This window comes from Paraglaciecola sp. MB-3u-78, assembly GCF_002835935.1.
Taxonomy (GTDB): Bacteria; Pseudomonadota; Gammaproteobacteria; order Enterobacterales; family Alteromonadaceae; genus Paraglaciecola.
In genome coordinates this window covers 72,481-95,651 of the sequence record NZ_PJCF01000012.1, presented here as the reverse complement: position 1 = coordinate 95,651, position 23,171 = coordinate 72,481, and the positions used below count along the sequence as shown (strand labels likewise).

General features: G+C 40.7%; 16 protein-coding genes. 5 read left to right on the top strand and 11 right to left on the bottom strand.

The window, feature by feature from the left end:
• Positions 1 to 132 precede the first annotated feature (132 nt).
• The 3 genes from CXF95_RS23160 to CXF95_RS23150 all read left to right on the top strand — a co-directional run bounded on the left by CXF95_RS23160 (position 133) and on the right by CXF95_RS23150 (position 5,554).
• On the top strand, positions 133 to 2,079 hold the full coding sequence (locus tag CXF95_RS23160) for a DUF1302 domain-containing protein (RefSeq protein ID WP_101201007.1): 1,947 nt from the start codon (positions 133 to 135) through the stop codon (positions 2,077 to 2,079).
• Positions 2,080 to 2,092: 13 nt separating this feature from the next.
• Positions 2,093 to 3,454: a DUF1329 domain-containing protein gene (locus tag CXF95_RS23155; RefSeq protein WP_101200900.1), complete on the top strand. Its 1,362-nt coding sequence runs from the start codon at positions 2,093 to 2,095 to the stop codon at positions 3,452 to 3,454.
• Between the two features lie 129 nt (positions 3,455 to 3,583).
• Entirely contained in the window at positions 3,584 to 5,554 is a 1,971-nt protein-coding gene (locus CXF95_RS23150; protein ID WP_101200899.1) for an alkyl/aryl-sulfatase, read from the top strand.
• A 200-nt stretch (positions 5,555 to 5,754) separates the two neighbouring features.
• Here the strand turns inward: CXF95_RS23150 and CXF95_RS23145 are convergent, their stop codons facing one another.
• The 6 genes from CXF95_RS23145 to dapB all read right to left on the bottom strand — a co-directional run bounded on the left by CXF95_RS23145 (position 5,755) and on the right by dapB (position 15,632).
• The gene (locus CXF95_RS23145) at positions 5,755 to 8,088 is read right to left on the bottom strand and encodes an RND family transporter (RefSeq protein ID WP_101200898.1); all 2,334 of its coding nucleotides are present in this window, start codon (positions 8,086 to 8,088) and stop codon (positions 5,755 to 5,757) included.
• 8 nt (positions 8,089 to 8,096) lie between these two features.
• Positions 8,097 to 9,209: a YCF48-related protein gene (locus CXF95_RS23140; RefSeq protein ID WP_101200897.1), complete on the bottom strand. Its 1,113-nt coding sequence runs from the start codon at positions 9,207 to 9,209 to the stop codon at positions 8,097 to 8,099.
• 312 nt (positions 9,210 to 9,521) lie between these two features.
• Positions 9,522 to 9,998, bottom strand: coding sequence for a transcription elongation factor GreA (gene greA, locus CXF95_RS23135; RefSeq protein WP_101200896.1), 477 nt, complete (start codon positions 9,996 to 9,998; stop codon positions 9,522 to 9,524).
• A 99-nt stretch (positions 9,999 to 10,097) separates the two neighbouring features.
• Positions 10,098 to 13,322 carry a carbamoyl-phosphate synthase large subunit gene (gene carB / locus CXF95_RS23130; RefSeq protein ID WP_101200895.1) on the bottom strand — a complete coding sequence of 1,075 codons (3,225 nt, stop codon included), beginning with the start codon at positions 13,320 to 13,322 and terminating at the stop codon, positions 10,098 to 10,100.
• A 62-nt stretch (positions 13,323 to 13,384) separates the two neighbouring features.
• Positions 13,385 to 14,530: a glutamine-hydrolyzing carbamoyl-phosphate synthase small subunit gene (carA, locus tag CXF95_RS23125; protein ID WP_101200894.1), complete on the bottom strand. Its 1,146-nt coding sequence runs from the start codon at positions 14,528 to 14,530 to the stop codon at positions 13,385 to 13,387.
• Between the two features lie 298 nt (positions 14,531 to 14,828).
• Complete coding sequence (dapB, locus tag CXF95_RS23120) at positions 14,829 to 15,632, bottom strand: 4-hydroxy-tetrahydrodipicolinate reductase (protein ID WP_101200893.1); 804 nt, start codon at positions 15,630 to 15,632, stop codon at positions 14,829 to 14,831.
• 212 nt (positions 15,633 to 15,844) lie between these two features.
• On the opposite strand from dapB, the gene CXF95_RS23115 reads away from it, so the two are divergent.
• Positions 15,845 to 16,387 carry a PH domain-containing protein gene (locus CXF95_RS23115; RefSeq protein WP_101200892.1) on the top strand — a complete coding sequence of 181 codons (543 nt, stop codon included), beginning with the start codon at positions 15,845 to 15,847 and terminating at the stop codon, positions 16,385 to 16,387.
• Positions 16,380 to 17,996, top strand: a complete 1,617-nt coding sequence (locus tag CXF95_RS23110) for a PH domain-containing protein (protein ID WP_101200891.1) — start codon at positions 16,380 to 16,382, stop codon at positions 17,994 to 17,996. Before CXF95_RS23115 ends, CXF95_RS23110 begins: the two co-directional genes overlap by 8 nt.
• 272 nt (positions 17,997 to 18,268) lie before the next feature.
• Here CXF95_RS23110 and CXF95_RS23105 read toward each other — a convergent pair whose 3' ends face one another.
• From CXF95_RS23105 to grpE, 5 genes are all read right to left on the bottom strand, one after another.
• Complete coding sequence (locus CXF95_RS23105) at positions 18,269 to 18,502, bottom strand: hypothetical protein (RefSeq protein ID WP_198556683.1); 234 nt, start codon at positions 18,500 to 18,502, stop codon at positions 18,269 to 18,271.
• A 2-nt stretch (positions 18,503 to 18,504) separates the two neighbouring features.
• Positions 18,505 to 18,828 carry a hypothetical protein gene (locus CXF95_RS23100; protein WP_101200890.1) on the bottom strand — a complete coding sequence of 108 codons (324 nt, stop codon included), beginning with the start codon at positions 18,826 to 18,828 and terminating at the stop codon, positions 18,505 to 18,507.
• A gap of 351 nt (positions 18,829 to 19,179) precedes the next feature.
• Positions 19,180 to 20,316 (bottom strand): molecular chaperone DnaJ, encoded by a 1,137-nt coding sequence (dnaJ, locus tag CXF95_RS23095; protein WP_101200889.1) that lies wholly within the window; start codon positions 20,314 to 20,316, stop codon positions 19,180 to 19,182.
• Between the two features lie 159 nt (positions 20,317 to 20,475).
• The gene (gene dnaK, locus CXF95_RS23090) at positions 20,476 to 22,407 is read right to left on the bottom strand and encodes a molecular chaperone DnaK (RefSeq protein WP_101200888.1); all 1,932 of its coding nucleotides are present in this window, start codon (positions 22,405 to 22,407) and stop codon (positions 20,476 to 20,478) included.
• 140 nt (positions 22,408 to 22,547) lie between these two features.
• Positions 22,548 to 23,153 carry a nucleotide exchange factor GrpE gene (grpE, locus tag CXF95_RS23085; protein WP_101200887.1) on the bottom strand — a complete coding sequence of 202 codons (606 nt, stop codon included), beginning with the start codon at positions 23,151 to 23,153 and terminating at the stop codon, positions 22,548 to 22,550.
• Positions 23,154 to 23,171 lie beyond the last annotated feature (18 nt).

Sequence of the window (23,171 nt, the reverse complement as noted above, 5' to 3'; positions counted from 1 at the left end):
ATCATATGATAAGAGATTGGCACAGTGTGTTATATATTTATTATTTTTATTTGTAGTATTAATGTAGGTTTTTTGTTTAAAATCATCCTGGTCAGACCTTTGGAGTTAACAATAACAAACATGGGAACTATCATGTCATCTCACAAACACACTAAAAAATTACTTGCTGGTGCGATAGCAACGGCATTATTGAGTCATGCTGCTGTCGGTGCTGAGTTTTACTTCGGCGAAGACGACGACATTAGTCTTCAAATCAATTCACGACTTTCTATTGGATCTAGTTGGCGTCTTCAGGATGCCGACCCTTTTTATATCGGTACGTCTAATGGAGGAACGGGCGCTACAGCTACTACAGACGATGGCAATCTTAACTTTGGAAAACACGACGCCTTTTCAACAATAATTAAAGGCTCTCATGATTTCAACTTAACCAAAGGTGACTTTGGTGCATTTGTTAGGGTTAAATATTGGCATGACTTCGAATTATCAGATGGTGACAGACCCCATGGTAACTCTGGTAATGGCTATACCCCTGGTGAGCCATTAAGTGATGATGGCTTTACTGAATTTGGCCAGTTTTCTGGTATCGAATTAATGGATGCCTATATTTTTGGTGCATTTAATATAGGTGATGTTCCGTTAGATGTGCGTTTAGGTCGTCAAGTTGTCAGCTGGGGTGAAAGTACTTTTATCCAAGGTGGTCTTAACTCATCGAACCCATTCGATGTAAACGCATTACGTCGCCCAGGCGCTAGCCTTAAAGAAGGTTTATTACCCGTTGGCATGTTGTTTGTTAATGCAGGTTTGACTGCAAATTTAAGTGTTGAAGCCTTCTACCAGTACGAATGGGAAAAAACCCAAATTGATGGCTGTGGTACTTACTTCTCTGGCGCTGATTTTGCGGCAGATGGCTGTAACTATGTATCAATTGGCCCGGCCGATCAGGTTGGTTTGGCAGCAGGCTTTGCGGCTAAACGTCAAGCCGATAATGAGCCAGATGATGGTGGTCAATATGGAGTGGCTTTTCGTTATTTTGCACCTGAATTGAATGATACTGAATTCGGTTTTTACTACATGAACATTCATTCACGATTACCGCTAATCAGTGCTATTCGTGGTTCTTGGCGCGGATTTAATCAGGCATTACCCGTATTTTTACCATGGGCTAATGCGGTTGTTTTAGACGCGGCATTCCCTGCACTAGCGGCGGGTGCTGAAGCAGGTGTGTTAACGCCTGAACAAATCGGACAGTTTGGTTTGGCTAGCTTGTTACAAATCACAGGTGTAGAGCGAGATACTATTGATGCCCTTAATCCCGGTTACAAGATTGAATTTCCAGAAGACTTGAAATATTACGGTCTTAGCTTTGCCACTAATGTTGCAGGGTTTGCCTTATCCGGTGAAGTGTCTTACAAGCCTGACACGCCGATTCAGATAAGTGGTCCAGAAATTTTGAATGCGGTGCTATCTGAACAACCCTTCCTTCGATACTCTTCTCGCGTTAAAGCTGTCAACCCAGGAGAGCTTTCCAGTGGTTGGGATGAATTTGATGTGACCCAAATTCAAGTGACTGCATTACAGTTTTTTGATCGAGTATTAGGTGCTTCACGCTTAACCGTCATCGCCGAAGCAGGGGTTATTTTGACCGATGATATTGAAGCGTCGGATCAAAAATATGGTCGTAACTCAGTATTTGGATTGGGAGATTTTGATGCAGGTAATGGCATAAACTGTACTAATTTAGTTGCCGCAGGTGCACTTTCAGGTGACTGTAAAGATGATGGTTACGTAACGGATACTGCTTGGGGTTATCGTGTTAGGGCCGCACTTGAATATAATAATGTTTTTGCCGGTGTGTCTCTTTCACCCACAATCGATTGGCAGCATGATGTGTCTGGTTACTCTCCAGATCCAGGTCAACAATTTAATGAAGGCGCTAAATCATTTGGTGTCTCACTCGAAGCCGTTTATCAACAAACTTATTCAGCCTCTTTGAGCTTTAGAAGCTTCAGTGGTGGCGATTATAATATTTTGTCAGATAAAGACTTTCTTGCCGTAAGTATTGGCATTACGTATTAATAGGATAAAAACAATGAAAAAATTATTTACTTCTGTAAGTGTGTTGTGTTTGAGCCTAGCGGCTCACAATGCTGTTGCTAAAGTATCACCAGAAGAAGCTGCAAAACTAGGTACATCCTTGACACCGATTGGAGCAGAAATGGCAGGTAATGCCGCGGGCACTATCCCTGCTTGGACCGGTGGACAAAACAGTAAAAATACAAAACCAAGCGAAGATTCTGGTCGTCCTGCAAACCCCTTCGCCTCAGATAAGGTTTTATTTGAAATAACGAATGCGAACCTGTCTACTTACCAAGCAAATTTAAGCCCTGGTCAAATTGCCATGTTTAACAAATATCCTGATTACAAGATGCCAATTTATCAGACACATCGCTCAGCTGCGTATCCAGAAAATCTATATGGTGTGATCAAGAAAAACGCAGAAACTGCAGTGCTAGTGCAAGGTGGTAATGGTTTAAAAGACTTTGACACCACTATCCCTTTTCCTATCCCACAAAATGCTAACGAGGTGATATGGAATCATATTACACGTTTTCGTGGAGGTACTGCTAAACGAGAATTTACCACTATACCTGTTCAAGCTGATGGCTCATTTGTAGAAGTAAAAATGAATGACCAATTAGTTTGGCCTGAATTTTTGGAAGGTGGCAGAGATGCCGAGAAAGATGCCAATATTCTTTTTTATTACCTCCAAGTGATTACAGCTCCTGCACGTTTAACGGGGACTGCGTTATTAGTTCATGAAACCATTGACCAAGTAGCAGAAGCTCGTAAAGCTTGGGTATATAACTCTGGACAGCGCAGAGTTCGCCGTGCACCTAATGTGTCTTACGATGGACCAGCAGCCGGTGCCGATGGTTTAAGAACCACAGACAATTATGATATGTATAACGGTGCACCAGACAGGTACAACTGGAAATTAGTGGGTAAAAAAGAAATGTACATCCCGTACAACTCTTATAATTTAATGAGCACCGACATTACCTATGAAAACGCGGTACAGCCGGGTCATTTAAATCCTGATAATTTACGTTATGAATTACATCGCGTCTGGGAAGTAGAAGCGACCCTAGCTGAAGGTGAGCGTCATATTTATGCCAAGCGATCTTTCTTTATAGATGAAGATACTTGGGGTGCATCGGTTATTGATCATTATGACGGTCGTAACGAATTATGGCGTATGTCTGAAGCTCACAATGTGATGTTTTATGACGTAAATACTCCTTGGATGGTGGCTGAAACGTTGCATGACTTAAATTCTGGACAGTATTTAGTGACAGGTCTTAGTAATGAAGAACCTAACTTTATGACTTGGGGAGGAGTAGAACAACGTACAGCGTTTTCTTCGTCAGCCCTAAGACGACTCAGTCATTAAATTATAAAATTCAAAAAGGCTGAAATACTCAGCCTTTTTTTATAGATAAAATTCACTTGAACATCAGTTTAATACTTCTATTCTTAAGTACAAAACGTCTATTTTTTAGATCTTATTAAAGAGAAATCTATGTTTACAATTCGACTCTCAGTTGCACTCGCCTTACTTGTTCTATTAGCTGGGTGTAATAAAAGCGATTATTCTGCCACTGAAAAAGCGGCTACCAGTAAGACTCTAGAGCAACAAAACTTGGTCAGACAAAATCTACCCTTTATTGATGATTTAGATTTTGAACTAGCAGAGAAAGGCTTAATTAAGCGACCTGAACAATTAGAGATATTAGATAATAATGGCAATGTGGTTTGGGAGTTGGGTAATTATGACTTTTTGACTGACGAGGCCTACCACAATACGATTAACCCAAGCTTAGAGCGTCAAGCACGTCTAAACATGTCTTATGGCTTATATCAGGTTACAGAGCATATTTATCAGGTTCGTGGTTATGACTTATCCAATATTTCCTTCATCAAAGGGGATACAGGTTGGATAATATTCGATCCTTTGCTCACGCCAGCCACATCAAAAGCCGCATTTGCCTTGGTGACTCAAGAACTAGGTGAGTTTCCTGTCAAAGCAGTCGTTTACAGTCATGCCCATGCAGATCATTTTGGTGGTGTAAAAGGCGTGATCACTCAAGAGCAAGTGGACTCAGGTGCAGTACAAGTGATCGCCCCTAAAGATTTTATGGAACACGCCATTAAAGAAAACATCTTGGCTGGTAATGCTATGACCAGACGCGCATCTTACCAATATGGTAGTGTCCTTAAGAAAAGTCCAACTGGGCAGGTTGATGCTGCTATTGGTAAAGGTTTATCAACTGGCTTCATTGGCTTGATTGCACCTACAAGAGTTATAGAGAAGGACATAGAAACGCTCACTATAGATGGGATAACTATGATCATGCAAAATACCCCTAGCACCGAATCACCTGCCGAAATGAACACATACTTCCCTCAATTTAAAACCTTATGGATGGCTGAAAATGTGACAGGCACGTTACATAATGTCTACACCCTTAGGGGAGCAGAAGTGCGGGATGCACTTGGTTGGAGTAAATTTATTAATCAAGTTATCTTTGGTTTTGCTAAAGATGCAGAAGTGATGTTTGCCTCTCATTCTTGGCCTCGTTGGGGCAACGAATATCTGATTGAAGTATTAGAGAAACAAAGAGATTTATATGGATTTTTACATGACAGAACCCTGAATCTAGCAAATAAAGGTATCACCATAAGTGAAATTCACAATGAACTAGAAGTCCCCGATGCTTTATCACAGCATTGGTACAACAGAGGTTATCATGGCTCTTATTCCCACAATGTACGAGGCATAATCAATAAATACCTAGGCTTCTTTGATATGAACCCTGCCAATTTAAATAAATTGAGTCCAGTGGACTCAGCACCTCGATATGTAGCAGCCATGGGAGGCTCAGATAAGGTGTTGTCCTTAGCCCAGCAAGCCTTTGATAAGGGAGAATACCGTTGGGGTGCTGAACTGCTCAACAACCTGATATTTGCCGATCCGACTCATAGACAAGCATTGTTATTACAAGCCGATATCTTTGAACAGATGGGCTATCAAGCAGAAAGTGCTGGGTGGCGAAACACTTACCTTGCAGGCGCATGGGAGCTTAGAAACGGTGTACCCACAAATGCGGCTTCTACCCAAGCGGGTCCAGATATGATCCAAGCGATGTCTTCAGAAATGTTATTTAATTTGTTGGGTGTAAAGTTAGATATAACCAAAGCTCAAAACAAAGCGTTTAAGATCAATATTATTATTCCAGACCGACAAGAAACATTTGCTCTGGAGCTCAAGAATTCTCATTTAAATAATATTAAAGCACAACAGTTTGAGGACCCTATCGTCACAGTCACTGTTGATCGTGAGGACCTTGATCGGGTGCTAATGAAAAATATGACATTTAAACAACTTATTGCCAATAACCAAATAGCCTTTGAGGGTGATGCCAATGCATTCTTTGAATTAATGCAAATGATGGAAGACTTTCCTTTCTGGTTTAATATCGCCACGCCCTAATCCAATCTTACATAATCATCTCTACCTGCAGGGATAAAAACTAATACTCACAAAAAAAAGAGGACCGATAGTTACCTACCGGTCCTCTTTTTATTGGTTATTGGTTCTACTCTTGAGTCGAGTTAACCTCAAACAACAGACTCTCATGTTTGAGGTAAATCATAAGGTTATCCCTAACGGTAACCTTATTGATTGACTCGCTACTTATCAGACACCTTATTGCCAATTCTTAATGCCCATGCCAAGGCCGGTATTAAGGTCAGGGCACCCAACATATTCAGTAAAAACATAAAGGTTAATAATAACCCCATATCGGCTTGAAACTTAATGGGTGAAAACACCCATGTTGCAACACTTATCGCTAAGGTGATACCCGTGAACGCCACAGCCTTACCAGTTTGGTTAAGGGCATAAAGATAGGTGTCGTACAGCGACTTGTTCATGGCTAAGGCTTCTTTGACTTTACTAAATATGTAAATACCGTAATCCACCCCTATACCGACACCTAAGGCGATAACAGGTAATGTAGCTACTTTCACTCCAATGCCTAAGACTGCCATCAGCGCTTGGCTTAAGATTGAAGTTAAGACTAATGGCACAACAATACTGATAACCGTGCGTACAGATCTGAACGTGATCATGCATAGAGCAATCACCACTGAATAAACCCATATCAACATTTCTGTTTGCGCTTCTTCTATCACCATATTAGTCGCAGACTCAATGCCAGCATTACCTGCAGCCATTAAAAATTCGACACCTTGCGGTGGATTTTCTAGAATAAAAGCATTAACGGCATCAACCACATTTTGCAAGGTGTCGGCTTTATGATCATTCAGAAATATCAGAACTGGCGCCATACTACAGTCCTGATTAATTAACCCAGGTGGGGTTCTGGCTAAAGAAGCATTGGTTACAAATTGATTACGGTTCAGTCCAAACCACTTTATAGAGCCTTCATTCATTCCAAATATGCCAAATTTAGATACATCTGCAATGGATTTAACATCTTGTACGCCAGGGGTGTTTCTGATGTTCCATTGAAATTGATCAATCCAAACTAAGTTGTCATATTTAATACATTGTTGTTGTGCCGTTTTTGCCATCACCACAAATACATCAGTACTGGTACTATAGTTTTCTACAATATAAGCATTGTCTAAGTTATAGACTGAATCAGGCCGTAATTCTGGAGCACCTGCGTCTAGATCGCCAATTTTCATAAACTGAGAAAAATATAATCCAACCACAAATAACAGGGCGCCAATTGCCAGCGCGATTTTTGCCATAAAGGGTTTTGCGAAGTTGGCAAAAAACTTTTCTACAATGGAAATATGCTCTAATGATTTTCGCGCATGATTGACTGCTGACTGGGTTACGCCCACATAACTCATGATAATTGGCAGAGCTATCAGGTTGGTCACTATAATCACCGCCACCCCAATACTGGCAGCTATCGCCAACTCTTGAATAACACCAATATCGATTACCATCAAAGTAGTGAAGCCTATTGCATCACTTACCAGAGCCGTCATACCCGCCACAACTAATGAACGAAACGCCAGCTTTGCTGAATCTGCTTTGTTATGGCCACTTACCGCATGATAAATAATCGAATTAATGATTTGAACCCCATGGCTAACACCAATCGCAAACACCAAGAAGGGTACCAACATTGAATAGGGGTTAATTCCAAAGCCTAATAAATTAAGAATACCTAGCTGACAAATAACAGCGAAGATAGAAAAGAATAAAACAGCAAAGGTACTTTTTAAGCATCTAGAGTATAAAAACAACAGAACAAAAGTGATGGCAACAGCTATCCCAAAAAAGATGACCACTTGTAAAGCACCATCAATTAAATCGCCTACTACTTTTGCAAAACCAACAATTCTGATTTGCACTGTATCAGTTTGATATTTGTCTCTTATTTCTGATTCTAACTTGCTGGATAAATCCCGATAATCTAAGGGCAGTCCAGTCTCTGGGTTGATATCTTGAAGTGGAGCCAAGATCATAGCTGATTTAAAATTATTACCCACTAATACGCCTACTTGGCCTGATTTTAGGGTGTTGGTTTGTAGTTGCCTTAAAGACTCTTCTGAGCCATCGTAGCCATCAGGAATGACGGCTCCACCTACAAACCCTTCCTCTGTGACCTCTGCCCATCTAACATTAGGTGTCCATAATGACTTTAGCTCATTTCGATAAACGCCAGGAATAAAAAAAACTTCATCCGTGACTTGTTTCAATATTTCCTGAAATTTTGGTTCGAAAATGTCACCGTCTTTGTTTTCAACCACAACACGAACCACATTGCCCAGTCCTGCTAATTCTTTGCGGTAGGTTAAAAAATTATTAACAAATTCATGTTGGCCAGGGATCATTTTAGTGAAGCTGGCTTCTGGCTTAACCTGCACTGCCTGAATAAATAGAAAAACAAATAAAACACTTATTATGCCCAGAATAGTAAGCCGTTTATTGAATAAAACATTTTCGATCATGTGTGCAAATTTTGGTGAAGACTTTTCCATAAATATCCTTATTTAACCAACCAAGTAGTCATGCCAAATTGGCCAGCTAACACTAAACTATTATCACGGATAAGCACCGACGAAAGAACGGCGCTCGACGGATGTCGATAAAGACTTAGGTTTGACATGTCATTTACATTAAACCTAACGATGACACCACCATGCCCTACTAAGCTAGCAGTCATGTCATCAGCAATTACACCGCCTAATAAACTGGCACTGCTTCCTATATTTGAAGCCTCCCATGAATCACCATTATCCTTTGATACCATGAAATTACCTTGTAGACCAAAAGCCACAAGGGAGTCTTTTTTAGTGGCGATACCAAACAAACTACCATCATAAGGCATGTCCATTGTTTGCCAAGTTTGTGCATTATCTTTTGACAAAAATCCAATCCCACTCTCACCCACAATGTACATAAAACCATTATCGGCTGTAACAATTGAATTCAAGTGGTATTGGTCAGGATTCTCAATTTGACCGTCGATCAACTGCCAAGTAATGCCCAAGTCTACACTGGTAAGTATTGTGCCATATGCACCGACAGCAAATAGCTTATTGTTGTCACTAACAGTGATGGCTAATAATGGTTTATTAGGCCCATCGTCTAATTCAATCTGAGCATCCTCAAGATTAAACTCAAGATCTTCGATGTTAAATTGAAGATCGGCAATTTCATCTTCATCCGTTAGCTCATCAAGCTGTGCTTGAAAGGTAGCAATCTTTTTGCCGATATAGATGATTTTTAATTTGGTTAATTCATTACCATCAAACACCTTGGACCAACTGTCACTTTGTGGATCACTTTTCAAAATAACCCCGTTGTGCCCGACCACAAACCTAGTACCATCTTTCAAAGTAGTGATACCAGTCAAAGTCAAACTGACCGGTACGCTCTGCTGTTGCCAATTGTCTATATCCGACCAAGTCAAAATATGCCCACGTTCACCTACCGCGAGAATTTGATCTTGGTGCTTGATGATATTGGTAATAATACTTTTGTTAGCGATACCACTTGTTAGTGAAGGGATCTGTAATAAATCAAATTGCCCCTGAGCATGCACACTGGTGGCTATACTCGGAAGCAAAAAAACTAAAAATAGACTCAATTTTCTCATATATGTGTTCTTATCATGTTAATAACTTATTAAGTATTGAATATTCCAATCCAAACTAATAGATATTTTATGCCAAAACGTTATCTTTTCTGCAATAGACTATATTTGGTGGATTCGAATTTTTGGATAGGATAGTCATCTGAAGGCTTGCAGTGGCAGGAATAACTAATCTAAAATATTTGACCCAATTCAATACATTTTGCAGAGAGATAAAAATTCATAAGGATGATGTTGTTGAAGGCTCATACAAAACCATAAAAAGCAGGAAAGATTTTCATCATTCCTGCTTTTTCTTGAGGCTAACCTACTTGTCTAAATGTATTCCACCGCAATTATCTCAAACTCAATCGTACCTTTAGGCGTTTGAATTTTAGCTACATCATCTAAAGATTTACCAATCAAACCACGCGCTATAGGCGAGCCCACCGAAATCAAGTTATTCTTAATATCAGCTTCATCCTGACCCACTATTCGGTAAGTGATTTCTTCATCGGTCTCCAAATTGATAATAGTCACAGTAGTACCAAAAATAACCTTGCCATTATTGGTCATTTTAGTGACATCAATAATTTGTATATTGGATAGTTTACCTTCAATATCTTGTAAACGTCCTTCACAAAAACTTTGTTGTTCACGGGCAGCGTGATACTCAGCGTTTTCTTTCAGGTCGCCATGTTCTCTTGCTTCAGCAATAGACTTAACAATTTGCGGTCTTTTTACCGATTTTAAATATTTCAACTCTTCACGGAGCAATTCTGCTCCCTTGGCTGTCATTGGATATAGGGTCATATCAACAACTCTCTTATTTTTTTGTTATGTGGCTTATGATTTAATCAATAAGGGCTAAATATCTATTTTCAACTAATAAACATTCAGTCCTTATTCTGATTATGATGATTGGATACGCTTGTGTAAATCCTGAACCGATGTCACTCGCGCTCTATCGTCAGCTTTATTAGCATTAACCGTTGCAAAGGCAGCGTTCATAGTCGTGGTATACGCCACTTTATTTAACAGTGCTTCTTTGCGAATATATACAGAGTCATCAATTGCTTGACGCCCTTCTGTGGTATTAACAATGTAGCAGTATTCACCATTTTTAATGGCATCCACAATATTTGGTCGACCTTCGCTAAGTTTATTGACCACGGAGCATTCAACACCTGCATTATTTAATACCGTCGCCGTACCTTTAGTCGCCTCTAAAGTGAAACCTTTAGACACCATGGCTTGGCCTAGCTCTATTACCCGATTCTTATCGTTTAGACGAACAGATAACAAGGCTTTACCACCAACAGGAATTGGCTGACTGGCACCTAAGTTTGCTTTTGCATAGGCTTCTTCAAAACTATCACCCACGCCCATCACTTCACCCGTTGAACGCATTTCAGGGCCAAGTAATGGATCAACACCTTGGAACTTAGCAAAAGGTAATACCACTTCTTTCACCGAATAAAACGGTGGGATAATTTCTTTGGTAATACCCTGTGAAACTAATGATTGACCAACCATAACTCTTGCACCAATTTTGGCTAGTGGCATGCCTGTAGCTTTTGACACAAAAGGCACTGTTCGCGCAGCACGAGGGTTTACTTCGATCAAATACACTTGACTATCTTTAACAGCAAACTGGGTATTCATTAAACCTATCACACCCAACTCTAACGCCATGGCTTTTACTTGCTGACGCATCACATCTTGAACTTCCGGGCTCAAAGAATAAGGAGGCAATGAACAGGCTGAGTCACCAGAGTGCACGCCTGCTTGTTCGATATGTTCCATTATGGCGCCAATTACTACGTCTTTGCCGTCACAAATGGCATCAACATCCACTTCGATAGCATCGTCTAAGAAACGGTCTAACAATACTGGCGAGTCATTGGATACTTTGACTGCATTGTTTAAGTAGCGTTTAAGGTCGTTAATATCGTAAACAATTTCCATAGCACGGCCACCTAATACATAAGAAGGGCGCACCACTAATGGGAATCCTATTTTGTCAGCAGCGACTATGGCTTGTTCCATATTTCTAACCGTCGCATTAGCGGGCTGTTTCAAGTTAAGTTTATTAACCATTTTTTGGAAACGTTCACGGTCTTCCGCTTTATCTATTGCATCTGGCGAAGTGCCGATGATGGGCACGCCAGCGGCTTCTAATTCGCGGGCTAATTTAAGAGGGGTTTGCCCACCGTATTGTACAATCACGCCTTTGGGCTTTTCAATGCGTACAATTTCTAATACATCTTCTAAGGTCACTGATTCGAAGTACAAACGGTCAGAGGTATCATAATCGGTAGAAACTGTTTCTGGGTTACAATTGACCATAATGGTTTCATAACCATCTTCACGTAACGCCAGTGCTGCATGAACACAGCAATAATCAAACTCAATGCCCTGCCCTATCCTGTTTGGCCCCCCACCGAGCACCATGATTTTATCATTGTCAGTTGGGTTGGCTTCACACTCTTCATCATATGTTGAATACATATAAGCTGTGTCAGAAGAAAATTCAGCGGCACAAGTATCTACTCGCTTGTAAACCGGGTGAATATCATAACCACGACGAAGTTCGCGCACATCAGCTTCATCAACACCGGTTAACTCCGCAATTCTAGAATCAGCAAATCCCTTACGTTTGAGTATTTTCATCAAGTCTTCGTCGATTGAAGATAAACCAGACGCATGAATCTGTTGTTCAAGGATGATCAATTCTTCAATCTGCACCAAGTACCATCTGTCGATATTGGTTAATTCAAAAATTTCTTCCACTGACATGCCCATACGCATGGCATCTGCAATGTACCAAATACGTTCAGCACCCGGCTCCCGCAATTCACGGATGATTTTGCTTTTCGCTTCTGGCGCAGTAATATCGATAATAGAGTCTAGGCCATTCACACCGACCTCCAATCCACGTAGGGCTTTTTGTAATGACTCTTGTTGGTTACGACCAATGGCCATTACCTCACCCACAGATTTCATTTGGGTGGTCAAACGGTCATTGGCACCAGCAAATTTTTCAAAGTTAAATCGCGGTATTTTAGTCACTACATAATCGATAGTAGGTTCGAACGAGGCTGGAGTTAATCCGCCAGTGATATCATTCGCCAATTCATCAAGGGTGTAACCTATGGCTAATTTAGCGGCAACTTTCGCAATTGGGAAACCTGTGGCTTTTGACGCCAATGCAGAAGAGCGAGATACCCTTGGGTTCATCTCAATAACCACTAAACGGCCAGTTTTGGGATCCACACCAAACTGCACGTTTGACCCCCCAGTTTCTACGCCAATCTCACGTAATACCGCAATGGCAGCGTTACGCATGATTTGAAATTCCTTGTCGGTCAAGGTTTGTGCTGGGGCTACGGTGATAGAATCACCTGTATGTACACCCATAGGATCGATATTTTCTATGGTACAAACAATGATGACGTTGTCAGCTTTGTCTCTGACCACTTCCATTTCATATTCTTTCCAGCCAATTAATGACTCGTCAATCAATAGTTCGCTAGTAGGCGATAAATCTAATCCGCGACGACATATCTCTTCAAACTCTTGTTTATTATAAGCAATACCGCCGCCTGAACCGCCCATTGTGAAAGATGGGCGAATAATACAAGGGAATCCTATGCGGGTACTGACATCAAAAGCTTCTTCTATTGTATGAGCAATTTCAGCATACGGGCATTCTAAGCCAATTGACTTCATGGCTTTATCAAAACGTTCTCGGTCTTCTGCTTTATCAATTGCATCTGCTGTGGCACCGATCATTTCAACGCCAAACTCTTCAAGCACGCCATATTTGTTCAAATCAAGGGCGCAGTTTAAAGCGGTTTGTCCACCCATAGTGGGCAATACGGCATCAGGACGTTCTTTCTCGATGATCTTTTTCACCACTTCCCAGTGGATAGGCTCAATGTAGGTGGCATCAGCCATTTCAGGATCAGTCATGATGGTGGCTGGGTTTGAGTTAACCAAGATCACGCGGTAACCTTCTTCGCGCAAGGCTTTACAAGCTTGTGCACCTGAATAGTCGAATTCACAAGCTTGGCCTATTACGATAGGGCCAGCGCCTAAAATCAAGATGCTTTTTATGTCGGTACGTTTTGGCATGTCACTAATTACTCTACTAATTCTTGTACTTTAAAAGGTGCTTACTTCAGATGATACGTGCTTTATTGGCTCTGCTGCATCAATTCTATAAAATGATCGAATAATGGCGCTGCATCATGTGGCCCTGGGCTTGCTTCTGGATGCCCTTGGAAACTAAAAGCTGGCTTGTCTGTACGATGAATACCTTGTAAAGATTTATCAAATAACGACACATGCGTCACTTCTAAGGTATCCGGCAAATTACTTTCATCTACCGCAAACCCATGGTTTTGACTGGTGATCATAACCCGCTCGCCTTTAATATCCTTAACAGGGTGGTTTGCACCATGATGTCCGAATTTCATTTTAACTGTTTTCGCACCACTCGCTAACGCTAGAAGTTGATGACCTAGACAAATTCCAAAAATTGGAATATTGGTATCTAACAATTGTTTAATGGCGGAAATAGCGTAATCACAAGGTTCAGGATCCCCCGGGCCGTTTGACAAAAACACCCCATCAGGTTTTAAAGCGAGTACTTCTGCAGCTGTCGTTTTGGCTGGCACTACTGTGAGTTTACAGCCACGGTCGGCTAACATACGTAAAATATTACGTTTCACACCAAAATCATAAGCAACCACATGAAAAGCGGGGTTATCTAACGTAGTTTGATATCCCTCACCTAACACCCAACTTCCGTCGGTCCATTGATAAGCGGCATCACAAGTTACTTCCTTGGCTAAATCCATTCCTTTAAGACCAACAAAAGCCTGAGCTTTAGCTAAGGCTAAGGATTCATCTAATGGAATGTCATCAAGGGTATTACTGGCAATGATACAACCATTTTGTGCACCTTTGTCCCGCAAAATTCGAGTCAACCTGCGAGTATCAATATCCGCAATCCCAAGAATGTTATTTTCTTCTAGGTATTCAGACAAGCTTTGTTCACTACGAAAGTTACTGACAAGAAGTGGCAAGTCACGAATAACAAGGCCTTTGGCCCAAATTTTATGTGATTCACAATCTTCAGAATTGATCCCCGTGTTACCAATATGTGGGTAAGTGAGGGTGACAATTTGTTCTGCGTAGGACGGGTCGGTTAGAATTTCTTGATAACCTGTCATAGAGGTATTAAACACTACCTCGCCCACCGACACACCAGAAGCTCCAATAGCAGTACCTTTGAAGATAGAACCATCTTCAAGTACTAAAAGGGCAGAATTAGCCAAATCAACCTCCAGGTTAGATATTAAAAGATTTTAACCTAGGGCTCTGACTTTTCAGATGAGTTAACAGAGCCCATATATATTTACATAAACATTTGATTTACATGAATATTTAGTCGATTTGCACATTATAAAAAAGTGAAACAAGTACCACCTCACTAAATTTTGACAAATCCGGAATATTATACATACAAGGGCGTTTCAGGTCTATTCACAATTAATAAAATGCATAAATAAGCATTTGATTATACTTTTTATACATAAGGACTAAAAATAGCTATTCACAAATTATTGAATACCATTATTTAAAGCCTAAAACATCTTCCATATCGTATAAACCTGCTGGTTTGTCAATAATCCAATTCGCAGCTTTGACGGCTCCTTTGGCAAAGGTTAATCGACTTGAGGCCTTGTGGGTTATTTCTAACCTTTCGCCTATATCGGCAAATAATGCCGTGTGTTCGCCAACTACATCGCCAGCCCTTACAGTAGCAAAACCTATGGTTTGATGATCTCGTTCACCGGTTTCACCTTCTCGGCCGTATACGGCACATTCAGACAAATCCCGACCGATTTCATCTGCAATTGCCTTCCCAATTGCCATCGCGGTGCCCGAAGGTGCATCTTTCTTAAATCGATGATGAGATTCCAAAATCTCAATATCGGCTGTGTCCGCCATTACCGCAGCTGCTTTTCTGACTAAATTCAGCATCAAATTGACACCCACACTATAGTTAGCCGCAAAAACAATAGGAATATGTTTTGCAGCAGAATCTAACGCCGCTTTTTGTTTAGTATTTAATCCAGTTGTGCCGATTATGATAGGTTTGTTGTGGGCTACACAAAAAGCCAAATTTTCAGTTAGGGCAGCAGGTAAGGTGAAATCAATTAACACCTCTATTTGTTCAATATGTGAATACAAATCATCACAAATCAACAAACCATTTTTACCAATTCCTGCGAGTTCTCCCACATCAAAACCCACGAAGGAAGAGGTGGATCTCACCGCAGCGGCGGTCAATTTGTCTCCCACACTTTGTTCGATGGCATCAATCAAGACCCTTCCCATGCGGCCATTGGCACCGAAAATAGCTATATTACTCATAGTGATTCAATCATTTTTTCTTGACAATTTATGTGCAGATTGTGCCTGAATTATGTCTTTGTTGCAGCAAAGTCAAAGGTAATTTTTTTGTATAACTAACCTCAGCTTCGCATAAGGGGCCCAAGCAATTCAGCACTTAGGTATAAAGTCAGATAGTATTACTCTTTGAAACCACAAAGTTCGCCATTGTCATCACTCTTTTTTGGAATACCATGTTAGCACCTAATTTCAGCAACCCAACCATGCCTATTGAGCAATTACCTTCAATATTGACCCTAGATAAACAATCACTATCTGAGCAATATGCACCGTTAAATCGTTTAATTAACTTAGGCTTTACCCTGCTTGTTTGTATGTTTGGCATGACGCTTTATTTTCAGCCTTTTATCGATTTACCAAAAGGGTTACTCAATTCACTACCTTTCTTCATTTGGGCTGCCGCTATATTAGGCTTTTTGTTCACATGGTTAAGTTATGCTCGGGATCTAGTCAGATCCTATGCCCTGAGAGAATTAGATTTACATTATACAAGTGGCCTATTTTTTCGAACGGTAGTCAGTCAACCCATTACCCGCATTCAACATATAGAACTAAAACGGGGTCCTATCGAACGAAAAGTAGGTTTAGCCACATTGCAAGTATTCAGTGCCGGAGGTGAGATGCACACTTTCCAAATTCCCGGTTTACCTGTAGATACAGCCCAACAACTTCGACAATTTATATTGCAGCATAAAGATGTGATTAAACATGGATAACCTGCCCTCTGCATCTGCCACCGATAGCAGAAATCCTCAAGAGACATTACAAACCATTGACGATTGGCAAGTTTTATCACCTATTGCTATTTTGTATTTCACGGCTAGCGTATTCAAACATATGTTTGGCAACCTTATTTATCTTATACCCGCATTAGCGGTCAGTTATAAAAGTGTACTCGAGCACCCTTTTATCTGGTTACCCAGTATTTTAGTGGCTTTTGCGCTGTTAACGCTTTTCGCTTTTGTCAGCTTTAAAGTGTATCGCTACCGATTAACCGCCGACAATATCGAAATACGTTCTGGGATATTCAGTAAGAAATATTTAAACCTACCGTTTTCTCGAGTGCAAAATGTCAAAATAGAGCAACCTCTATATTATCGTTTAACGGGCCACGCATGTTTACAGTTGGATACCGCAGGATCAGCTAAAAACGAAGCTAAATTAGTGGCCATCAAATTAGAATTTGCCCAACAGCTAAAAACACGTATTCAGAGTCAAGTTCAAAATAACACAATAGAAACTAATCAAGAAAACGACTGCGCCAATGGGAAAGAACAACCAGGTCAATCAGCTGACAGCGCAGTTACCAAAGAAACGCTGCTCAATACAAGAAAGTTATCTGACTTAGTGATCCATGGCATTACCAGCAATAGGATATGGATTTTACTGGGTGGCCTTGCCCCATTTTATGACAACATTTTCGACTCGGTTGGCGAATGGTTAAATTCCTTAGGAATTGATTTTACAGAATTATTTAGCCTACAAACCCATTCGCTACTCGAAGTGGGGTTGTTTGCGTTATCACTCACTATGTTAGTCATGCTTGTTTTGGTCAGCTTTTCTGTAGTCGGCGCTATTGTAGGCTTTTACGGTTATACCTTGAGTAAACTCGATGACAAATACATCAGGCGCAGTGGATTATTCACTAAACACGAAGTCAGTATGGGTTTAAGTCGTTTGCAAATGATAGTACAAAAACAAGACTGGTTAGACGTATTACTTAAACGCATTAACCTACAGTTTGAACAAAACAATTCCTTTGGTAAAAATCAAAGTTTATCAGCAACCAGTAGTAAAATTATTGTGCCATCCATCAAGCCTCATGAATGCCAAGCACTAATAGACGATGCCTACCCCGACAATTCCCTGAATACTCTAGTCTGCAATGATGGGTTTGAACCCATTAGTAAGCGTTTTATTTTACGCAATATTCTATTGGTGTTAATGCCTCTTTGGCTAATAGCAACCAGCATCACACTGTTGAATGACAGACTTATGATAGCAGCGCTGGTCAGTATTTTGTTTGTAGGTTTATGTGGATTAGTTGTTTTACGCTGGAAACGTTGGGGTATTGCTAGAGATCAAAATTTTATATATCTAAGGAAAGGCTTAATTGGCGTCGATTATTATTGTTTTCCCACCTACAAATTACAGCAAACCCAGTTCAAACAAAATTTACTCATGAAAAAACGACAATTAGCCACAGTGAAATTTGTGCTGGCTTCTGGGTCACTTAAGGTGCCGATGATAACTGAAAAATTAGCCTACAAGCTGATTGACGAAGGGCTTTATAAAGTAGAGTCCTGTCAGCAGTCTTGGATGTGATGGCAGATTGTCGAGTTTTGCTGGTTTGATTATTCACTAGAAGGTCTTGATACCATGTCCTGCTTTGGCTAGGCCGATATTTTTGACCTGATGACAGCAACTTCTGTTGAGTCTAAAAGACAACCGGGAGCCGCTCTGCATAATCAATGGAGTTTGCTTGCGCCTGAGTTGAGCACACAAATTTTATATGGATACTCATAATTAAAAAGGAACCTAAACTTCTCTTTAAAAAACAAAAAGGCCGCTTTAAAGCAGCCTTCATACATAAAATATTATAGCATCCCCGCCTGTATTTGTTTATGGGTACTGATTTCTTCTCGCGACACTTTGCCTTGATTAGGCATATCCCATTTATCCAGATGGGCCTTTGGATAATCACCATGTTGCACCATAGCTCCACGCTCTAATATTAGGGTTTTGTAACCTTTAGTGCACAACTCCATTGCCGCATAACCGCCTCTGATGCCTGAGCCAATTACAATCGCATCAAATTTATTATTATTCATAGTTATACTGCCCATGCTTTACCACCCAACTCAGCAAGAGGCACACAGGGTTCGTACTCGCTAGGAATGGGTAAATAGTTGAGATAATTCTCAGCAATATCTTCCGTTGAAAGATAAAACGCCACAGTTTGTTGTTTTATATCGATATACGCCCAGTAGGCGTTGTTACGCTTATGTTCAGGCAATGCCTCAACACCTAACAATAAGGCTTCACGTTGTTTATCATCCAGTAAGTCGAAATCACTTGAAATCAAAAAAGATTTAAGTGCGTTAAAATGATCGGTAAATCGTTGCTGATAGTCGGGCTTATAAACTAAGCCAAACATATTATCCAATGCAGGTTATAGATAGTTATTATTCGCTCTTCATCGTGTGACATATACACTTATAACGAAAGTAAATAAGCGGTATTATTGCCTTTCAAGAAAAAAGATAATGACGTAATAAAATACAATAACGATTAAGCCCTATTAATCAAGACTGGCAATTAATTTGGATTTTATTTTTCGTATCTATTTATTCCAATTTTAAATTGTGTGTTTATTTAACAATGCTTCAGATTTGAACCGTCTTTCTCAGTAATTTATAGGGAATAAATTTAAACAGCTTCTGCTGGAATTGCTGAATTTAAAAAAGCCGCTAAAAAAGCGGCTTTAGGGTCAAACTAGATAACTTTACTAATTAGTTAAATCATCAAAAAACTTCTTCACACCATCAAAAAAACCACTTTCTTTAGGGCGGTTTTTGGCGGTATCTTTACCCGTTCCCATAGAGTTTTCTAGTTGGTCTAATAGTTCTTTTTGACTGGCACTTAAGTTAACCGGTGTTTCGATGACCACTTTACAAATTAGGTCTCCTACACTGCCACTGCGCACAGACTTAACGCCTTTGTTACGCAATCGGAACATTTTGCCCGTTTGGGTTTCAGCGGTGACTTTTAACTTAACCTTACCTTCTAAAGTAGGTACTTCAATTTCACCACCTAACGCCGCGCGAGTGAAACTTAAGGGCACTTCGCAATACAAGTTATTACCTTCACGGGTAAATATCTTGTGATCCCGCACATGTACTTGCACATACAAGTCACCTGCTGGCGCGCCCATTTCACCGGCTTCGCCTTCACTTGACAGACGAATTCTATCGCCGGTATCAACACCGGCTGGCACTTTAACCGATAAGGTTTTCGTTTTTTCAACGCGGCCTTGACCATGACAAGGTTGACAAGGGTCAGAGATAATTTTACCTCGACCAGAACAAGTTGGACAGGATTGCTGAACCGCAAAGAAACCTTGGCGCATTTGCACTTGACCTTGACCATGACATGTTGGGCAAGTTGTTGGGCTTGAGCCTTTTTTCGCACCAGAGCCATCACAAACTTCACAGCCAGCAAGGGTTGGCACACGAATTTCGACACTTTTGCCTTTTACTGCTTCTTCAAGAGATAGCTCTAAATTATAACGCAGATCGGAGCCTTGACGAGCACGGGATTGACGGCCACCGCCTCCACGTCCGCCACCAAAGATATCACCGAATACATCACCAAATATATCGCCAAAGTCTCCACCTTGGCCACCGCCGCCGCGATTAGGATCAACGCCAGCATGACCATATTGATCATAGGCTGCGCGTTTTTGGGAGTCCGTCAGCATTTCGTGTGCTTCTTGCACTTCTTTAAATTTTTCTTCCATAGCTTTATCACCCTGTGTTCTATCTGGGTGATATTTCATCGCTAGGCGCTTATAAGCCTTTTTTATCTCGCGTTCGGTGGCACTTTTCTCCACACCCAACACTTCATAATAATCTCGCTTCGACATCTCGATTCGTTACCCTGCGGTCTTTAGTTACTTATTTTAAACAACAAACATCGTTATTCTTTTTGTAAATTCTTAAAACAAACAAGGCGCAGTCAGTGTGACCTGCTGCGCCGAGTTAAACTATTGAGTCACCTCAACAGACAATTCATCTGAAAAGATTTACTTTTTTTCGTCTTCTTTAACTTCTTCAAATTCAGCGTCAACCACATCATCATCTTGTGATTTTGCACCTGCATCAGTTGGCTCGCCACCTTGGGCCGCGCCTTCAGCAGCAGCTTTAGCTTGAGCCACTTCCATTAACTTGGCAGAAGCTTGTATCAGTTCTTGAGTTTTTGTTTCAATCGCATCTTTGTCACCTTCTTTCACTGCTTCTTCAAGAGCAACTACAGCGGTTTCAATTTCAGTTTTATCTTCTTCACTCAATGCGTCACCAGCTTCTTCAACTTGTTTACGCGTACTGTGTATCATGCCATCGGCTTGATTACGAGCTTGAACAAGTTCTTCAAATTTCGCGTCTGCTTCTTTATTCGCTTCAGCATCTTGAACCATTTGTTCCACTTCTTCTTCACTCAAACCCGAAGATGCTTTGATGGTGATTTTTTGCTCTTTACCTGTGTCTTTGTCTTTCGCAGACACATGTAAAATACCATCAGCATCAATATCAAAAGTGACTTCAATCTGAGGAGCACCACGTTGAGCAGCTCTTATACCTTCTAGGTTAAATTGACCTAAAGATTTATTACCTGTAGCTTGCTTACGCTCACCTTGAAGACAATGAATCGTTACTGCAGCTTGATTATCTTCAGCTGTTGAGAAAGTCTGAGATTTCTTAGTAGGTACAGTAGTGTTCTTCTCGATGAGAGTAGTCATGACACCACCCATTGTTTCGATACCTAAAGAAAGAGGCGTTACATCAAGTAACAATACGTCTTTCACATCACCTGATAATACGCCAGCTTGGATGGCCGCACCAACAGCAACGGCTTCATCGGCGTTAACGTCTTTACGTGGCTCTTTACCAAAGAATTCAGTTACGTACTTCTGAACCATAGGCATACGTGTTTGACCACCCACCAAGATAATATCGTTGATATCACCTACAGATAAATCTGCATCGGCTAACGCTTGTTTAAGTGGCTCAAGAGTGGCTTTAACCATTGATTCAACTAAAGACTCAAGTTTTGCACGAGTAAGCTTAATGGTAAGGTGTTTAGGACCCGATGCATCAGCTGTAATGTAAGGCAAATTCACTTCAGTTTGCTGAGCAGAAGACAATTCAATCTTAGCCTTCTCGCCAGCTTCTTTTAGTCGCTGCATGGCAAGTGGATCTTTACGAAGATCCATGCCTGAGTCTTTCTTAAACTCTTCAACTAAATAGTTAATCACTTTGTTATCAAAATCTTCACCACCCAAGTGAGTGTCACCGTTAGTCGCTAATACTTCAAACGTATGCTCACCATCAGCTTCGTCGATTTCGATGATAGATATATCGAACGTACCACCACCTAAGTCATAAACGGCAACAACACTATCGCCTTTTTTCTTATCCATACCATAAGCAAGGGCAGCAGCAGTTGGTTCATTAATAATACGTTTTACTTCAAGTCCAGCAATACGACCCGCATCTTTAGTTGCTTGACGCTGAGAATCGTTAAAGTAAGCAGGAACAGTAATAACAGCAGCGGTGACTTCTTCGCCAAGATAGTCTTCAGCAGTCTTTTTCATTTTTTTCAAAACTTCAGCAGAAATCTGTGGCGGGGCCATTTTTTCGCCTTTTGCTTCAACCCATGCATCACCATTGTCAGCTTTGACAATTTTAAAAGGCATGATGTCGATATCACGCTGTACTTCTTTATCTTCCCAGCGACGACCGATTAAACGCTTAATTGCGAATAACGTGTTTTGAGGGTTGGTTACAGCTTGGCGTTTAGCGGGTTGACCCACTAATATTTCGCCATCTTGAGTATAAGCGATGATAGAAGGAGTCGTACGATCCCCTTCTGCATTTTCCAATACTTTTGCTACGCCGCCATCTAACACTGCTACACATGAGTTAGTTGTACCTAAATCGATCCCAATGATTCTACCCATTAGTTTATCTCCAAAAATTGTTCTTAAAAGCTTGTACACTTTGTGGGGTTATTATTGTTTTTTTCAATATCTTGATTGAAAAAAACCTTCACAAAACTGTAATTATTTTGCCTATTCATTACTTTAAAAATGAAGAGTAATTAGGCTTGAGTATCCACTGTGCCTTCGGGCGCTCGAGTAACCAGGACCATGGCAGGACGTAATAAACGGCCATTTATCTCATAGCCCTTTTGCATCACCGCTAACACTGTATTAGGTGGCAACTCGGCGTTTTCTTGCATCGACATAGCTTGATGCTTTTCTGGGTTGAAAGGTTGACCTTGGGGGTCAATCACTGACATACCAAATTTTTCAATTGTGCTCAAAAAAGACTTAAGCGTCAGTTCAACACCATCAATAATAGGTTTAATGGCTTCGTCTTCTGGGTTAGCCACCTGTAATGCACGTTCCAAATTATCGGCTACAGGCAATAACTCACCGGCAAATTTTTCTAAAGCAAATTTGCGGGCCTTGTCGATTTCTCCTTGAGCACGTTTACGAGCATTATCTGCATCAGCAATAGCGCGCATCACTGAGTCTTTTTGATCAACTATCTTAGTTTCTGCTGCAATAACAGCGGCTTCTAATTCAACAATACGTTGTTGTTCTTCAGTCAACTCAACAAACTCTTGATCAACGTCTTGTTGCTCTATGTCTATATCAGTTTCTAATTCTTCACCTTGCTGAGGTGTTTGTTCATTTGACATGCTTAGCTCCGTATACTC

Coding starts and splice junctions, on each gene's coding strand:
- CXF95_RS23115 (WP_101200892.1), top strand. CDS start 15,845: ATGTTAGCACCTAATTTCAGCAACCCAACCATGCCTATTGAGCAATTA.
- CXF95_RS23110 (WP_101200891.1), top strand. CDS start 16,380: ATGGATAACCTGCCCTCTGCATCTGCCACCGATAGCAGAAATCCTCAA.
- dnaK (WP_101200888.1), bottom strand. CDS start 22,407: ATGGGTAGAATCATTGGGATCGATTTAGGTACAACTAACTCATGTGTA.
- CXF95_RS23155 (WP_101200900.1), top strand. CDS start 2,093: ATGAAAAAATTATTTACTTCTGTAAGTGTGTTGTGTTTGAGCCTAGCG.
- CXF95_RS23145 (WP_101200898.1), bottom strand. CDS start 8,088: ATGGAAAAGTCTTCACCAAAATTTGCACACATGATCGAAAATGTTTTA.
- CXF95_RS23100 (WP_101200890.1), bottom strand. CDS start 18,828: ATGTTTGGCTTAGTTTATAAGCCCGACTATCAGCAACGATTTACCGAT.
- dapB (WP_101200893.1), bottom strand. CDS start 15,632: ATGAGTAATATAGCTATTTTCGGTGCCAATGGCCGCATGGGAAGGGTC.
- CXF95_RS23160 (WP_101201007.1), top strand. CDS start 133: ATGTCATCTCACAAACACACTAAAAAATTACTTGCTGGTGCGATAGCA.
- carB (WP_101200895.1), bottom strand. CDS start 13,322: ATGCCAAAACGTACCGACATAAAAAGCATCTTGATTTTAGGCGCTGGC.
- dnaJ (WP_101200889.1), bottom strand. CDS start 20,316: ATGTCGAAGCGAGATTATTATGAAGTGTTGGGTGTGGAGAAAAGTGCC.
- CXF95_RS23140 (WP_101200897.1), bottom strand. CDS start 9,209: ATGAGAAAATTGAGTCTATTTTTAGTTTTTTTGCTTCCGAGTATAGCC.
- CXF95_RS23105 (WP_198556683.1), bottom strand. CDS start 18,502: ATGAATAATAATAAATTTGATGCGATTGTAATTGGCTCAGGCATCAGA.
- greA (WP_101200896.1), bottom strand. CDS start 9,998: ATGACCCTATATCCAATGACAGCCAAGGGAGCAGAATTGCTCCGTGAA.
- grpE (WP_101200887.1), bottom strand. CDS start 23,153: ATGTCAAATGAACAAACACCTCAGCAAGGTGAAGAATTAGAAACTGAT.
- CXF95_RS23150 (WP_101200899.1), top strand. CDS start 3,584: ATGTTTACAATTCGACTCTCAGTTGCACTCGCCTTACTTGTTCTATTA.